At 67.1% G+C, this 14,933-nt stretch carries 12 protein-coding genes and 1 tRNA gene; 7 read left to right on the top strand and 6 right to left on the bottom strand.

Annotated features, from left to right (window positions below; translation table 11 throughout):
- Positions 1-2 precede the first annotated feature (2 nt).
- Both KAQ61_RS01230 and recJ read left to right on the top strand, forming a co-directional pair.
- Entirely contained in the window at positions 3-1,004 is a 1,002-nt protein-coding gene (locus KAQ61_RS01230) for a phosphoglycerate mutase (protein WP_244982956.1), read from the top strand.
- Complete coding sequence (gene recJ, locus KAQ61_RS01225) at positions 1,001-2,710, top strand: single-stranded-DNA-specific exonuclease RecJ (protein ID WP_210930240.1); 1,710 nt, start codon at positions 1,001-1,003, stop codon at positions 2,708-2,710. Before KAQ61_RS01230 ends, recJ begins: the two co-directional genes overlap by 4 nt.
- A gap of 205 nt (positions 2,711-2,915) precedes the next feature.
- Here recJ and KAQ61_RS01220 read toward each other — a convergent pair whose 3' ends face one another.
- Both KAQ61_RS01220 and KAQ61_RS01215 read right to left on the bottom strand, forming a co-directional pair.
- Positions 2,916-4,700, bottom strand: coding sequence for a methyl-accepting chemotaxis protein (locus tag KAQ61_RS01220; protein WP_210930239.1), 1,785 nt, complete (start codon positions 4,698-4,700; stop codon positions 2,916-2,918).
- A gap of 184 nt (positions 4,701-4,884) precedes the next feature.
- Positions 4,885-6,648 carry a methyl-accepting chemotaxis protein gene (locus tag KAQ61_RS01215; RefSeq protein ID WP_210930238.1) on the bottom strand — a complete coding sequence of 588 codons (1,764 nt, stop codon included), beginning with the start codon at positions 6,646-6,648 and terminating at the stop codon, positions 4,885-4,887.
- Between the two features lie 237 nt (positions 6,649-6,885).
- On the opposite strand from KAQ61_RS01215, the gene KAQ61_RS01210 reads away from it, so the two are divergent.
- From KAQ61_RS01210 to KAQ61_RS01195, 4 genes are all read left to right on the top strand, one after another.
- Positions 6,886-7,755: a PHP domain-containing protein gene (locus KAQ61_RS01210; RefSeq protein ID WP_210930237.1), complete on the top strand. Its 870-nt coding sequence runs from the start codon at positions 6,886-6,888 to the stop codon at positions 7,753-7,755.
- Positions 7,756-7,863: 108 nt separating this feature from the next.
- Positions 7,864-8,499 (top strand): L-threonylcarbamoyladenylate synthase, encoded by a 636-nt coding sequence (locus tag KAQ61_RS01205; protein WP_043380182.1) that lies wholly within the window; start codon positions 7,864-7,866, stop codon positions 8,497-8,499.
- Between the two features lie 42 nt (positions 8,500-8,541).
- Positions 8,542-9,210 (top strand): site-2 protease family protein, encoded by a 669-nt coding sequence (locus KAQ61_RS01200; protein ID WP_210930236.1) that lies wholly within the window; start codon positions 8,542-8,544, stop codon positions 9,208-9,210.
- A 61-nt stretch (positions 9,211-9,271) separates the two neighbouring features.
- Complete coding sequence (locus KAQ61_RS01195; protein ID WP_210930235.1) at positions 9,272-10,576, top strand: tryptophan--tRNA ligase; 1,305 nt, start codon at positions 9,272-9,274, stop codon at positions 10,574-10,576.
- Between the two features lie 317 nt (positions 10,577-10,893).
- Here the strand turns inward: KAQ61_RS01195 and KAQ61_RS01190 are convergent.
- Positions 10,894-11,692, bottom strand: a protein-coding gene (locus tag KAQ61_RS01190; RefSeq protein WP_409819019.1) for an IS5 family transposase whose coding sequence is annotated in 2 segments (ribosomal slippage) — positions 10,894-11,418 and positions 11,420-11,692 — 798 coding nt in all. Because the reading frame shifts where the segments join, the coding sequence is not laid out codon by codon here.
- Positions 11,693-11,994: 302 nt separating this feature from the next.
- Positions 11,995-12,071: transfer RNA gene (locus KAQ61_RS01185), tRNA-Arg, on the bottom strand.
- 202 nt (positions 12,072-12,273) lie between these two features.
- Here KAQ61_RS01185 and KAQ61_RS01180 point away from each other — a divergent pair.
- Complete coding sequence (locus KAQ61_RS01180) at positions 12,274-13,296, top strand: DNA/RNA non-specific endonuclease (RefSeq protein ID WP_197504819.1); 1,023 nt, start codon at positions 12,274-12,276, stop codon at positions 13,294-13,296.
- A gap of 66 nt (positions 13,297-13,362) precedes the next feature.
- Here the strand turns inward: KAQ61_RS01180 and KAQ61_RS01175 are convergent, their stop codons facing one another.
- Positions 13,363-13,899 (bottom strand): hypothetical protein, encoded by a 537-nt coding sequence (locus KAQ61_RS01175; RefSeq protein ID WP_156105925.1) that lies wholly within the window; start codon positions 13,897-13,899, stop codon positions 13,363-13,365.
- A gap of 225 nt (positions 13,900-14,124) precedes the next feature.
- Positions 14,125-14,901, bottom strand: a complete 777-nt coding sequence (locus tag KAQ61_RS01170) for a TOBE domain-containing protein (RefSeq protein WP_210930233.1) — start codon at positions 14,899-14,901, stop codon at positions 14,125-14,127.
- Between the last annotated feature and the right edge of the window lie 32 nt (positions 14,902-14,933).

Below are 14,933 nucleotides of genomic sequence, written 5' to 3'. Positions count from 1 at the left end.
CCATGTCGCTTTCCCCGCCCGCACTGCCCGCGCCGTTCCTGGCGTCGCCCGCCCCGGCCGCCACCCACCGCCACCTGGTGCTGCCCTATGCCGCCCTGCTGGACGACAGCTGCCAGCACCTGCTGTCCACCCTCGAGCTGCCCCAGCTGGAGCGCCTGCTGCGCAGCCTGCGCCCTGCCGGGGCAACGCCGGGCCAGCCCGACCAGCCGATTCCGCCGCACGAACGCGTGGTGGCGCGCGCCTGGGCGCTGGACCCCGAGCGGCCCGCCTGGGCCGCCCTGGCCACGCAGACCGTCGACACGCCCTGCGCCTGGATGACGCCCTGCCACTGGACCGCTGGGGCCGACCAGGTGCGCATGGACGATCCGGCCAGCCTGCAATTGGAACTGGCCGATGCCCAGGCCCTGCACGCCCTGCTGCAACCCTGGTTTGCCCAGGACGGGCTGTCGCTGGACATCGTCACGCCGCTGCTGTGGCGCATCGCCGGCGCACCGCTGGCCGACCTGCGCCCGGCCTCGCTGGACCGGGTGCTGCTGCGCGATGTCAGCCCCTGGCTGCCCAGCGCCCAGACCGCACGCACCCTGCACCGCCTGCACAGCGAGGTGCAGATGCTGCTGTACACCCACGCCTTCAACGACCAACGCGCCGAACGTGGCCTGCGGCCGATCAACGCCTTCTGGCTGCACGGCGCAGGCCACCTGGATGCGGCCGCGCTGGCGCACAGCCAGCAGGCCGCCGCCCAGGTCCAGCTGCAGGTGGTGGACGGGCTGCGCCAGGCGGCCCTGCGCCAGGACTGGCCGGCGTGGAAGCAGGCCTGGCTGGCCGCCGACGCCGGCCCCCTGGCCGAACTGGCGCAGCATGTCGCCCAGGGCGGCCCGGCCACCCTGAGCCTGTGCGGCGAACACCACGCCCGCAGCTGGGACAGCCAGCCGCGGGGGCTGGTGGACAAGATCAAGAACGTTTTCAGCCCCCAGCGCTTTGCTGGCTTGCACCAAGCGCTATGAAGATCATTGAACGAACGATCCCGGAAAGCACCGTCCAGACCCTGGTGCAATCCGGCATCAACCCCTTGCTGGCGCGCCTGTACGTGGCGCGCGGTGTGCAGTCCTGTGAAGAGCTGGACACCGGCCTGGGCAAGCTGCTGCCGCCTTCCGGCCTCAAGGGCATCCAGGAAGCGGCCCGCGTGCTGGCCGACGCCATCGCGCGGCAGCAGCGCATCTGCATCGTGGCCGACTACGACTGCGACGGTGCCACGGCCTGCGCGGTCGGCATCCGCGGCCTGCGCATGCTGGGCGCCCAGCATGTGAGCTACGAGGTGCCAGACCGCATCACCGACGGCTACGGCCTGTCCGCCCCGATTGCGCGCCGCGTGCACGCCCAGGGGCACGAGCTGCTGCTGACCGTGGACAACGGCATCGGCAGCGTGGACGGCGTGGCCCAGGCCAAGGCCCTGGGCCTGACCGTGGTGGTGACCGACCACCACCTGCCCGGCGAACAACTGCCCACGCCCGACGCCATGGTCAACCCCAACCAGCCCGGCTGCACGTTCGAGAGCAAGTCCCTGGCCGGCGTGGGCGTGATGTTTTACGTGCTGCTGGTGCTGCGCGCCGAACTGCGCGCGCGCGGGGTGTTCGACGCCGCCAACCAGCCCAAGCTGGACACCCTGCTGCCCCTGGTGGCCTTGGGCACCGTGGCCGACGTGGTCAAGCTGGACGCCAACAACCGCCGCCTGGTGGCGCAGGGCCTGCAGCGCATCCGCAAAGGCCACATGCCAGCCGGCATTCGCGGCCTGTACGAGGCCGCCGGCAAGGAATACGGGCAGGCCAGCACCACGGATTTCGGCTTTGCCCTGGGCCCGCGCATCAATGCCGCCGGCCGCCTGGCCGACATGACGATCGGCATCGAATGCCTGCTGACCGATGACTACCCCAAGGCCCTGGATCTGGCGCACACGCTGACGCGCATCAACCGCGAGCGCCAGGAAATGGAATCCGGCATGCGCCTGCAGGCCTTTGCCCTGGCCGATGAGCTTTTTGAGGACGGCGTGCTGCCGCCCGCCGCCATCAGCGTATTCGACCCGGACTTCCACGAAGGCGTGGTCGGCATCGTCGCCTCGCGCGTCAAGGACCGCCTGCACCGCCCCACCTTCGTCTTCGCCGCCAGCCAAGCCGAAGGCAAGGCGCACGAGCTCAAGGGCTCGGGCCGCTCCATCCCCGGCTTTCACCTGCGCGATGCGCTGGACCTGGTGGCCAAGCGCCACCCCGGCGTGCTGCTGCGCTTTGGCGGCCACGCCATGGCGGCCGGCTGCACCATCGCCGAGGAGCACTTCCACACCTTCGAGCAGGGCTTTGCCCAGGTCGCCCAGGAATGGCTGGACGCCAAGACGCTGACACGCTGCGTGGAGACCGATGGCCCGCTGGACCCGGCCTTCCGCCAGGCCGAAGTGGTCGAGCAGCTGAACCTGGAAGTCTGGGGCCAGGGCTTTGCCCCGCCCACCTTCAGCGAGGACGTGGAGGTGCTGTCGCAGCGGCTGGTCGGCGAAAAGCACCTGAAGCTGCAGCTGCGCCACCGCGGCGACGTGGTGGACGGCATCTGGTTCGGCCGCACCGAGCCCCTGCCCGGCTGGGTGCACCTGGCCTTCCGCCTCGACATCAACGAGTGGCGCGGCGAGCGCAAGGTCCAATTCCTGGTCGAAGGCGCCGAAGGCTGAGGCCGCAGCAACCACAAAAGCAGAGCTGGCAGCGCTGATCTTTAGGCGCTTTCAGCACCAAAACTACTGAAAATCCAGGATTCACCAGCGCATCCAGCTATAAAAAAAGACCTGCACACGCAGGTCTTGGGATGTCCGCCTGGGCGGCGGGGGCGCTTCCCCCGCACTGCTGCCGCAGGCTAGGCGCCACCGCGCGATGGCGACTTCAGAAGCTTTCCCATTCGTCCTCGCCCCCCTGGGCGACGGCGGCCTTGGGCGCCGCAGCGGGTGCGTGCTTGGCAGGGGCCGGCGCGGCCGCCACCGCAGCAGGGCGCTGGGGCGCCGCCCCACCCAGGGCCGCCGGTGCTGCCCGGACCGGCGCGGCCGGTGCCTTGGCGACCACCGGCACGGGGGCCTTCATGGCCGGTGCAGACGGCTGCGGCACGGCGCGCGGCGCCATGGTGCCGGCGCCGACGTTGAACACCGCCACCACATCGGCCAGGCGCTGCGCCTGATCGTTCATGGCCAGTGCCGCGGCGCTGGATTCCTCGACCAGGGCGGCGTTCTGCTGCGTCATCTGGTCCAGGTTGCTGACCGCCTGGTTGACCTGACCGATGCCGTCGCGCTGCTCACTGGCCGAGGCCGTGATCTCGCCAATCAAATCCGTCACGCGGCGCACGCTGGCCACGATCTCCTGCATGCTCTCACCGGCCTGCGCCACCTGGGACGAGCCGGCGTCCACATTGCCCACGCTGGCGGTGATCAGCTGCTTGATCTCCTTGGCCGCCTCGGCGCTGCGGCCCGCCAGGGAACGCACCTCACCAGCCACCACGGCAAAGCCACGGCCCTGCTCGCCGGCCCGCGCGGCTTCCACCGCCGCATTCAGCGCCAGGATGTTGGTCTGGAAAGCGATGCCATCGATCACGCCGATGATGTCGCTGATCTTGCGGCTGGACGCATTGATCTGCTCCATGCTGTGCACCACCTGCTGCACCACCTCGCCACCGCGCTCGGCGGCCTGCACGGCGGTGGAGGCCAGCTGGTTGGCCTGGCGGGCGGTGTCGGCCGACTGGGTCACGGTGGCGGTCAGCTCCTCGATGCTGGCGGCGGTTTCCTCCAGGTTGGCTGCGGTCTGCTCGGTGCGGGCCGACAGGTCCTGGTTGCCCGTGGCAATCTGGCTGGCGGCCGAGGACACGGAATCCACGCCATTGCGCACCTCGCCCACCACGGTCCGCAGCTTCTGCGTCATGGCACTCAGGCTGCGCAGCAGGTGGCCCAGTTCGTCCTTGCGCTCGTCGTGCACGTCCACGGTCAGATCGCCGGCGGCAATCGTGTCCGCCAGGTGCACTGCACGGCCCAGCGGCCGCGTGATGGAGCGCACGATCATGCCGGCCAGGGCCACGCCCACCAGCACCAGCACCAGGCTGACCGCCCCCACCACCCAGTAGGTGCGCTGGCGCTCCTGCAGGGCCTGCTCGCGCACCTGGTTGCGCATCTGCTCCTGCAGCTGCACCAGATCATCCTGGGACTTCACGTACACCGCGGCCGCAGGGCGCAGCGCCTGGACGGCCAGCTCCATCGCCTGCAGCACATCGCCCTCTTCGCGCGAACGGTTGATCTTGGCCACGGCTTCCAGCGCCTTGGCGCGGTTGCCGGCCACCACGGCCAGCTGGGCTTTTTCCTGCGCCGAATCGGCCTGGGCCTCGACCTCTTTCTGCAATTCGCTGATGCGCGCAATGCCCTGGGCGCTGAGCGCTTTCATTTCCTGCACCAGCACCGACTCCGACGACATGGCACTGACCACCACCCGCTCCACCGACAGTTCGGTCAGCGCCTTCCAGCGCATGGTGGTGGCGATGCGCACATCCGCCGCCTGGGTCTTGGCGTTCACCTGCTCGGCGGTGCGCTCGGCGAACACCAACAGGCTGAATGCCAGCGTCAGCATGGCCCCCATGGACCCCAATACCACCCCCCACAGCTTCACGGCCACAGGCAAATTGTTCAAACGCATGATGATGGCCCTCTCTCCATTCCTTGTTGTTGTCTGCGGACCGGCCCCCTGACGGGGTCGGCCTGCCTCCCATGTGCAAACACCCTCCGGGGCCTGGCCCCTAGAGGGTGTTTGATTTTTTCACCGCCATGTGAACGGGCAGTCCCTGGCAAACCCTGATCGGATAAAGCCGCAGCGCCCCGGGCTAGAAGTCCTCCCACGCCCCCGCGTCGGCCGAAGCCGGCTGGTTCGGCGCATGGCCGCCGGCCTTCGCCGCCGCACCCGGCGAGGGCGAGGGCAAGGGCGCGGCCTGGGGCTGCAGCGCTGGGGCCGGTGCCTGGCGCGCCGGCGCGGCCGATGCGGCCCGCGCCACGTTCGCCCCTGGGCGGCTGGCTGCCAGCGGGCGAGGGCTGGGCATGCCGACCTGTCCCACGTTGAAGACCGCCACCACCTGGGCCAGGCGCTGGGCCTGCTCGTTCATGGACATGGCCGCCGCGCTGGACTCCTCGACCAGGGCGGCGTTCTGCTGGGTCATCTGGTCCAGGTTGCTCACCGCCTGGTTCACCTGCGCAAACCCGTCATGCTGCTCGCTGGCGGCGGCGCTGATTTCACCGATGAGGTCGGTCACCCGGCGCACGCTGGCCACGATCTCCTGCATGCTGGCACCGGCCTGGGCCACCTGGGCCGAACCGGCATCCACATTGCTGACGCTGGCCGAAATCAGGGCCTTGATTTCCTTGGCCGCCTCGGCGCTGCGGCCCGCCAGCAAACGCACCTCGCCGGCCACCACGGCAAAGCCACGGCCCTGCTCGCCGGCGCGGGCGGCTTCCACTGCCGCGTTCAGCGCCAGGATGTTGGTCTGGAAGGCGATGCCGTCGATCACGCCGATGATGTCGCTGATCTTGTGGCTGCTGTGGGTGATCTGCTGCATGCTGGTCACCACCTGCTCCACCACATGGCCGCCACGTTCGGCGACCTGCACCGCGGTCGCCGCCAGCTGGTTGGCCTGGCGTGCCGTGTCGGTCGACTGCGCAACCGTGGAAGTCAGCTCCTCGATGCTGGCGGCGGTCTCTTCCAGGTTGGCGGCGGTCTGCTCGGTGCGGCCGGACAGGTCGTGGTTGCCGGTGGCGATCTGCGAGGCCGCCGACGACACCGCCTCCACGCCATTGCGCACTTCCGACACGACGTCGCGCAGGCGCTGCGCCATGGCTTGGAGGCTGCGCAGCAAGTGGCCCAGTTCATCCTTGCGATCGTCTTGCACCTCGGCCGTGAGATCGCCCGCGGCAATCGTGTCCGCCAGCGCCACGGCCTGGTCCAGCGGCACCGTGATCTGGCGCACGATGACGATGGACAGCAGCAGGCCCAGCACCACCACCGCCAACAGCGCCGCACTGCCCACCAGCATGGCGGCGTCGCGATCCTGGGCACTGTCGGCCAGGGCCTGGTCCCGCATGCGCTCCTGCAGCGTCACCAGATCAGTCTGCGCCTGGTTGTAGACCGCAACGGCCGGCAGCAACTGGCTGTCGAGCATCTGCCGGGCATGCGCCAGATCGCCGCGGTTGCGCAGCGCACTCAGCTGGCCATTGATCTCCAGCACCTTGCTGCGCGCCTGGGCGATCTTTTCCAGCTGCTGGTGACCTTCCTGGCTGGTCAGCACCTGTTCGAGCTGCTGCTGCAGGGCCGAGGCCCCTTCGACCCCTTGCTGGACTTTGCCCGCGGCGTAGCGGCTGACCTCGTCCTCGCTCGACATCGCCCCCAAGACCACGTTGGCAATCGCCAAGTCCGTCACGCCACGCCATTGCACCGCCAGCCGGATGCGGCTCTCATAATTCTGGATTTCCGAGCGCACCTGGGCTTCCACACGCCCGATGTAGGTGGTCATGCCGAAGCCGGCGGCCAACGTCAAGGCCAGCACGCCAAACAGCAACACCCAGATTTTCTTGGACACCGACAAGTTCTTGAATTGCATACCCCTCCCTCCCTTTGCGCTTTGTTGTTGTTGCGGCAGGGCGCAGCCCAGACAGTGGCTGGTGAAATGCGCCCGACACCTGCCGACGCAGTATCTGGAAGAAGCCCTTTTGCCGACCCAGGATTCCCGACAGCTATTGCGCCAAAGCAAACCGCGTTAAAAACACAGTTGCTTTTTGTCTGCGTTTTTGCCCAGGCAGTTTGTACCCACTTACACAACCCTTGAGTCCCCCACCCCATGCCTGCCAGGTTCCATGCCGACCTTCACTGCCATTCCACGTTTTCGGATGGAACCCTCACGCCCGCACAACTGGCGCAACGCGCCCGCACGGCCGGCGTCACACTGTGGGCGCTGACCGACCACGATGAGCTGGCCGGCATCCCTGCCGCCCAGCAGGCGGCCGCCGCGCAGGGGCTGGACTTTCTGGCCGGGGTCGAAATCTCCGTCAGCTTTGCCCAGGCCTGCGTGCACATCGTCGGGCTGGGCGTTGATCCGGAACATCCTGCGCTGCAGCAAGGCCTGGCCGACCTGCGCAACAGCCGCGGCCCACGCGCCCAGGAGATGGGCCGCCAGCTGGAAGCCGTGGGCATCCCCAACGCCTACGAAGGCGCACTGCGCTATGTGGGCAACCCGGCCCTGATATCGCGCACCCACTTTGCACGCCATCTGGTGGAAACCGGCGTCTGCAAGGACATCCCCGAGGTGTTCAAGCACTACCTGGCCGATGGCAAGCCCGGGCATGTGCCCCAGCGCTGGGCCAGCCTGCAGGAAGCCGTCGGCTGGATCACCCAGGCACAGGGTGTCGCCGTGATGGCCCACCCCGCCCGCTATGGCTTCACGGCCAACGAAGAGCATGCCCTGTTCAGCGGTTTCTGCGCCTGTGGCGGTCAGGCCGTGGAAGTGGTGACTGGCAGCCACGCGCCGCACGAATACGCGACCTATGCCGCACTGGCCCGCGAGCTGGGCCTGGCCGCCTCGCGCGGCAGCGACTTTCACAGCCCACAGGAGTCCAAGATCGACCTGGGGGGGCTGCCTGCTGACCTGCCGGGGCTGCAACCCGTCTGGGACTTGCTGCAGGACCGCATCGTGCGCGCCCCGGCGCCCTGAAGCACCGGGACTGCCACGCCCACGGTGGGCGACAAATTCCACCGGACTGATAACAGACTGGGCCCAGCTGCGCTAGGCTTGCCACCACGGCATCACCAAGGATCGTCCATGGCACAGTATTTCGAGATTCATCCCGACAACCCCCAGCCCCGGCTGCTCAAGCAGGCCGTGGCCCTGCTGCAAAAGGGCGGGGTGCTGGCCATTCCCACCGACTCCAGCTATGCCCTGGTCTGCCAGTTGGACGACCGGAACGCCGTGGACCGGCTGCGCCGGATCCGCCAGGTGAACGACAAGCACCACCTGACGCTGCTGTGCCGGGACCTGTCGGAACTGGCCAACTACGCCATCGTGGACAACAAGCAGTACCGCCTGATGAAGCTGGCCACGCCAGGCCCCTACACCTTCATCCTGGACGCCACCAAGGAGGTGCCACGGCGGGTCAGCCACCCTTCGCGCAAGACCATTGGCCTGCGCGTGCCCGACCGCAAGGGCACCCAGATGCTGCTGGAGCTGCATGGCGCCCCCCTGCTGGCCACCACGCTGATTGCCCCCGGCGAGAGCGAGCCCATGAACGACCCGCAGGCCATCCGCGCCCGCTGGGAGCACGAGATTGACGCCGTCATCGACGCCGGTGCCTGCCCCCTGGAGCCCACCACCGTGCTGGACCTGACCCCCATGGGCGCTGGGGACGAGCCGGCGGTGTTGCGACAAGGTGCCGGCCTGCTGGACCGCATTGGTTTGTAGGCCCACGCACCAACGGGGCGCCAGGTTTGCGACAATGAGGCGGTGAACGCCTCCGACCTCATACAAACCGTCCTCATCTACGCCCTGCCTGTGCTGTTTGCCATCACAGTGCACGAGGCGGCCCACGGCTATGCTGCGCGCCATTTTGGCGATCAGACCGCCGCGATGATGGGCCGCATCACCCTCAACCCCCTCAAGCACATCGACCCCATCGGCACCATCCTGATGCCGCTGTTGCTGTACTTCTCCACCTCCGGGGCCTTCCTGTTCGGCTATGCCAAGCCGGTGCCGGTGAACTTCGGCAACCTGCGCCACCCCAAGCGCGACATGATCTGGGTGGCCCTGGCCGGCCCGGCCTCCAATTTCGTCCAGGCCATCGCCTGGGCCGTGCTGCTGGTGATCCTGGCCGTGGCCGGCACGCAGGAGCGCTTTTTCGTCGAGATGGCCCGCGCCGGCATTCTGGTGAACCTGGTGATGTGGGCCTTCAACCTATTCCCCCTGCCGCCCCTGGATGGGGGCCGCATCCTGGTGGGCCTGCTGCCGACACGCGCCGCCCTCCTGCTGTCGCGCGTGGAGCCGTTTGGCTTTTTCATCGTGCTGGCCCTGGTGCTGCTGGGCATCGTGGGCAGCCTGTGGCTGCGGCCGCTGATGGACATGGGCTACACCGTGATCGACTGGATCATCACCCCCCTGCTGGCGCTGCTGCGCTGAGGCAACATTTTTCTGCGCTGCGCCCCCTGCGCAGCCACCGACTTTGAACTTGGTTTGAGCTATGAGCACCACCCGTTTCCTGACTGGCATCACCCCTTCCGGCACCCCGCACCTGGGCAATTACGCAGGCTCCATCCGCCCGGCCGTGGCGGCCAGCCGCACGGCAGGCGTTGAAAGCTTTTACTTCCTGGCCGACTACCACGCCCTGATCAAGTGCCAGGACCCCGCGCGCGTGCACCGCTCCACCCTGGAGATTGCCGCCAGTTGGCTGGCCTGCGGCCTGAACCCCGAACACGTGGTGTTCTACCGCCAGTCCGACGTGCCCGAGATCCCCGAGCTGAACTGGTTCCTGACCTGTGTCACCGGCAAGGGCGTGCTCAACCGCGCCCACGCCTACAAGGCGTCCCAGGACAAGAATGCCGAAGCAGGCAAGGACCTGGACGATGGCGTGACGGCCGGCCTGTTCATGTACCCCGTGCTGATGGCGGCCGACATCCTGATGTTCAACGCCCACAAGGTGCCCGTGGGCCGCGACCAGATCCAGCACATCGAGATGGCGCGCGACATGGCCTCCAGCTTCAACCACCTGTATGGCGAGCACTTCGTGCTGCCCGAAGCCGCCATCGAGGAAAGCGTGGCCACCTTGCCCGGCCTGGACGGCCGCAAGATGAGCAAGAGCTACGACAACACCATCCCGCTGTTTGCACCGCGCGAGCAGCTCAAGAAGCTGATCGGCAGCATCGTCACCGATTCGCGCGCGCCCGGCGAACCCAAGGACACCGAAGGCTCGGCGCTGTTCCAGCTCTACCAGGCCTTTTCCACCCCCGAGGACACCGCCGCCATGCGCCAGGCCTTTGCCGACGGCATTGGCTGGGGCGATGCCAAGCAGATGCTGTTTGAGCGCATCGATGCCGAGCTGGCGCCCATGCGCGCGCGCTACGACGACCTGATGGCCCACCCCGAAAAGGTGGAAGCGGCCCTGCAGATCGGTGCCGAGCGCGCCCGCGCGCTGAGCCGCCCGCTGATCGCCACCCTGCGCGCGGCCGTCGGCCTGCGCAGCCTGGCCAGCCAGGACACCGGCGCCAAGCAGGCCAAGGCGGCGAAGGCGGCCCTGCCCAGCTTCAAGCAATACCGCGAGAAAGACGGCAAGTTCTATTTCAAGTTCCTGGCTGCCGATGGCCGCCTGCTGCTGCAAAGCGCCGGCTTTGACCAGCCCAAGGTCGCGGGCCAGACGATTGCACAGTTGCAGCAACAGGGCGCCACAGCCCTGGCAGCGCTGGGCACGGCGGTCCAGCTGGCAGACGCCATCAGCAGCGATGACGTCGCGCACGCCCTGCACGTCTTGCAGGAAGCCAGCCAGGCCTGAGGCTCTGCATCATGGCTGTGGGGGCGAGGCTGAGCCCCACGCATTGGGCCATCCCTGCACGCCCCGTCGCACGGCCTGCGAAGGTCTGTTGTGCCATCCATGGCCCCCAGAGGCCCTACCGCAGCGTGCATCATCGCGGCGCCATCGCTGGCTGGTACTCAACCCGCCCAAGGGCAGAAGGTTTGGAGCACCAACCGGTATCAAAGACTGCAGCGTGCGGCGACCTTCTCGCACGGTCGCCGGCGGGCGTACAGGTGGCATGACCTTCGCCAGGTCATGGGCCACACCGAAAAAACGCCCACGTCCTTAGAACGTGTTTACGATCTCCTGAGCAGTAGGGCCAGGAAAGCCAAGTGGACGAACTGCAGGCTGGTGTTCAAGAGCCGCTCGCAGTTCTTCCATAGCCTCCTGTTCTTGTCCAGCCACGCAAAGCTGCGCTCGACGATCCAGCGCTTGGGCATGACCTTGAAGGTGTGCAGCTCACTCCTCTTGGCGATCTGCACCGTCACGTGCTCGCCCACAATCTCCTGCACACCCTGCTCAAAAGGCTTGCCGGTGTAGCCGCTGTCGCACAGCACACTTTGCACTCGGCCCAGGTTGGGCTTGCAGCGCTTGAGCGCCTGCAGTGCCCCTTTGCGATCCGTCACCTCAGCCGTGGTCACCGCTATGGCATGCGGCAAGCCCTGGGCATCCACCGCGATGTGGCGCTTGATGCCCGAGACCTTCTTGCCTGCGTCATAGCCCTTCAGGGCCGCCGTGTCCGTGTTCTTCACGCTCTGCGCGTCCACGATCAAGAACGCGCTGCATGCGTTGCGCACCAGTTTCTCGCGGGCCGCGCCAACCTGTTTTTTTTAAAGCCTGCTCCAGCACGCTCACACCGTGCTGGTCAGGCTCACTCCACTTGCGCCAGTAGGCGTACACGCTTTGCCACTTGGGAAACTCCGGTGGCAGGAAGCGCCACTGACAGCCTGTGCGCAGCAGGTAAAGCACTGCGCAAAATACTTCATACAAGTCCACCGTCACCGGCTTCGTGGTGCGCCGCACGCTGCGCAGCAGCGGCTCGATCTGCGCAAACTTCTCTCTGCTGACGTCGCTGGCGTAGGGCTTTCTCTTCACTCGGCTATTGTCGAGTCATAGAAGGATCGTAAACACGTTCTTAGACCGTGGCAGCAGTGACACGGCCTTCGCTGCCCAAGCGCAAGTCCCTGCCACGCGCTGACGGGACATTATGGGATGGGCTGCCACAGCCACTGACTGCGGCGGACGGACGAATCGTCTGCAGAGACAGCCTGCCAGCCACCTCGTAGTCTTGGTGCCTGCTTGGCGCCAACCGAAGCCTGCGCCAGGTATGTGAAACAGTTTTTTTTCAGCACCAACGAAAAAGCCTCAGAACTTTGCAGTTCTGAGGCTTGTCGTTTTGGTGCGGCTGGCAGGAATCGAACCCACGACCCCTTGGTTCGTAGCCAAGTACTCTATCCAGCTGAGCTACAGCCGCTGAAGCCGTGATTATATGCAGGTTTTGGCGGCGCAAATCCGAAAAACGCTCTTTTTCCTGTGGGGTGCAGCAGGTTGAGCTCCAAAAATCACTGTATTTACATACAGTTTTTATCGAAAAATATAGCAGTCCGCCCCTAGAATGATGGGCTACATGCTATCGATGTACAAGCAAACTTTCTTGCCTGGGCATGTGCTGGCCCATGGCGACGCGTAAAAAGAAAACCTTTGCCCCTCTCTCCTGGCTGCGTGCCTGGCGCCAGCGCCTGACCAGCCGCATGGCCTGCTTTGTCTGGGGGGCCATCCTGGGCAATGCCGTGCTCAGCCACCCCATCCAGCCCCTGAACCTGCTGCTGGAGCCGCCCGAGCACATGCTCAGCACCGCGGCACGGCAGGGGCTGGACCTGCTGCGCGCCGAGGTGCGCCAGCTGGGGAATTCAGTCAGCGCGGCCCTGGGCGAGGCCACCACGCACTGGCTGCGCGCACGCACCGAGGACACGCGCGCCCAGGATCCGGCACCACCGCCCGCAGCCACGCGCAGTGGCGACTTTGCCGATTGCGCCGACCAGTTTCCGGCCCAGCGCCCCCTGCATGTGGCGGATACCAGCACCCAGTGGGCCCCCTTGGCCCTGTGTGCCGATGCCTTCGCCGTGCTGTATTCGGGCCTGACCAAGACGCCCCTGGTGGTGGTGGAAAAACTCAACCGCCAGCGCCTCAAGCACGCCGCCGGCCTCGCGCGCACCAACGCGTTCTACGCCGACACCCGCCTTCCTGCGCCATGGCGCGCCGACCTGGCCGACTACCAGGGCAGTGGGTATGACCGTGGCCACCTGGCCGCAGCGGCCAACCAGCCAGATGCCCAGGCCATGGCCCAGTCGTTTGCACTGAGCAACATGGTGCCCCAGGACCCGACGCACAACCGCCGGCTGTGGTCCAAGCTGGAAGCCGATGTGCGCAAGTACGCGCTGCGCACGGCAGGCAATGTCTATGTGTTCACCGGCAGCCTGCACGAGGGGCCAGCGCAGACGCTGGGCCGCAATGCCGTGTGGATTCCCAGCCACCTGTTCAAGCTGGTGTACGACGAAAACCAGCAGCGTGCCTGGGCTTATGTGCTGCCCAACCGGGCCGACGCACGGATCACCCGCCCCATGGATTACGCCGATTTCGTCGAGCGCACCGGCTGGCCACTGCTGCGAGGGCTGCCGGTGGTGGGCAGCATCCGTTGAGCCCCGCACACCGGGCGTAAAAAAGGCGCCTGCCAAGGCGCCGTGTGGGGCTGCAGGTCTGTGGACTCAGGCCGCAGGGTGCTCGCCCCCCGCGGACAGCTCCTCCGCCGAGCGCATGCGCACCCGCAGCCAGAAGCCGCGCGGCTCGCCCTGCTTGACCAACTTGGTCTCCATCTTCATGCGGTTGAGCAGCGGTGTGGGGATGTGATACAGCGAAGGCGCACGCAAGATGGACTCCTGCGAAGGCATCTTCCAGTACTGGTCATAGCCCGCGTGGTAGGCCACTTCCTCGCACCAGCCGGCACGCTGCAGGTCGGCCATCATGCGGGCGGTGAACTCTTCGCCCTCGGCCACCCCAAGATCGGGCACCAGCAGCAGGCGCTGGGTGGCGGGCTGGATGTGCACCCAGAATTCGGCCGGTGCATGCTCCAAGCCCTTTTCGACGACCGCCGGCTCCGACTCGTCGGCCAAGCCATCGCGGCCCATGAAGCGGCGACGCGGCTCCTCCTCCTGCGAGCTGGTGGCCCGGGTCGGCGCGGGGGCTGGTGCGGGCTTGTCTTCCGCCCCTGTCAATGTCGAAATCAACCGGTCAAAAATACTCACTGCGCTGTGTCTTTCCGTTCTGCCTGCCGCATGCGCAGGCCATAACCACTTCGTTCAGGGGCCTATTGTGGCAAAAAGCCACGCAAACCGATGCTGCGCCCCATCCGATAACCTTGGCAACGCCCGATTTTTTAACGATTAGCAACTATCAACGGCTTCATGCCCGGCCAGCTTGACCTGCGTCAACGACGCGGCAGTCCAGCATCCCGGCGCCGCGCCAGCGGCTCACGCCAGCAGCGCCAGCACCACGGCTGACTCCGGCACCTGCACCACCACCTTGCGCCCAACGCGCAAGCCACTGCCCGCAGCGGCAAAGCCGACCAGTTGCACCCCGGCGGCGGTCTGCACCGCCACCTCATCGCCAATCGCCCCGATGGCCACCCGCGTGACCTTGCCGCTCCAGGCATTCGGGACCGGTCCGGTCTGCGCGGCCAGCTGCCAGGGCTGCACCAGCACGGCCGTGGCCTTGCACAAGGCCAGCACGGGCAACCCGGCCTGCAGGCCCAGCAGTTGGGCACTTTCGGCCGTGATGCGCGCCGTAAGCTCCAGTTCGGCGTGCTGGCTGCGCAGTTGCACCAGGGCCAGCGGCCCGGCCACCTGCACCTGCTGCACCACGCAGGGCCACTGGTTGCGCATGCTGGTCTGCACGCCCAGGCGCGGCACCGCCACCGGTGCCCGCAGCTGCTGCATGACCGAGCCACGCACCTGGGCCAGGGCATCGGCGGCCGTCAACAGCTCCTGCCCGGCCGCCGTCAACCGTGCCCCGCCACCGCCCGCGCCGCCGACGGATTTTTCCACCAGGGCCACGCCCGCCAGGTTGGTCAGCGTGTCGATCGCCTGCCAGGCGGCCTTGTAGCTGACGCCCACATCGCGGGCCGACTGCGAGATGGAGCCACTGCGCGCAATGCCGCGCAGCACCTCCAGGCGGCGGTCGGTTTGCGGGTGACCCAGCGCCTGCATCCAGACGGGCGCTGCGGAAGAATCGTTCGAAAACTGGGACATGCGCGCATCATGCCGCCAATTGCCCACCGTAC

This window comes from Comamonas aquatica (assembly GCF_018064205.1).
Taxonomy (GTDB): Bacteria; Pseudomonadota; Gammaproteobacteria; order Burkholderiales; family Burkholderiaceae_C; genus Comamonas; species Comamonas aquatica.
This window is presented reverse-complemented; position numbering and strand designations above follow the sequence as displayed.

Coding starts and splice junctions, on each gene's coding strand:
- KAQ61_RS01180 (WP_197504819.1), top strand. CDS start 12,274: ATGGCGACGCGTAAAAAGAAAACCTTTGCCCCTCTCTCCTGGCTGCGT.
- KAQ61_RS01215 (WP_210930238.1), bottom strand. CDS start 6,648: ATGCAATTCAAGAACTTGTCGGTGTCCAAGAAAATCTGGGTGTTGCTG.
- KAQ61_RS01220 (WP_210930239.1), bottom strand. CDS start 4,700: ATGCGTTTGAACAATTTGCCTGTGGCCGTGAAGCTGTGGGGGGTGGTA.
- KAQ61_RS01170 (WP_210930233.1), bottom strand. CDS start 14,901: ATGTCCCAGTTTTCGAACGATTCTTCCGCAGCGCCCGTCTGGATGCAG.
- KAQ61_RS01205 (WP_043380182.1), top strand. CDS start 7,864: ATGGCACAGTATTTCGAGATTCATCCCGACAACCCCCAGCCCCGGCTG.
- recJ (WP_210930240.1), top strand. CDS start 1,001: ATGAAGATCATTGAACGAACGATCCCGGAAAGCACCGTCCAGACCCTG.
- KAQ61_RS01210 (WP_210930237.1), top strand. CDS start 6,886: ATGCCTGCCAGGTTCCATGCCGACCTTCACTGCCATTCCACGTTTTCG.
- KAQ61_RS01195 (WP_210930235.1), top strand. CDS start 9,272: ATGAGCACCACCCGTTTCCTGACTGGCATCACCCCTTCCGGCACCCCG.
- KAQ61_RS01230 (WP_244982956.1), top strand. CDS start 3: ATGTCGCTTTCCCCGCCCGCACTGCCCGCGCCGTTCCTGGCGTCGCCC.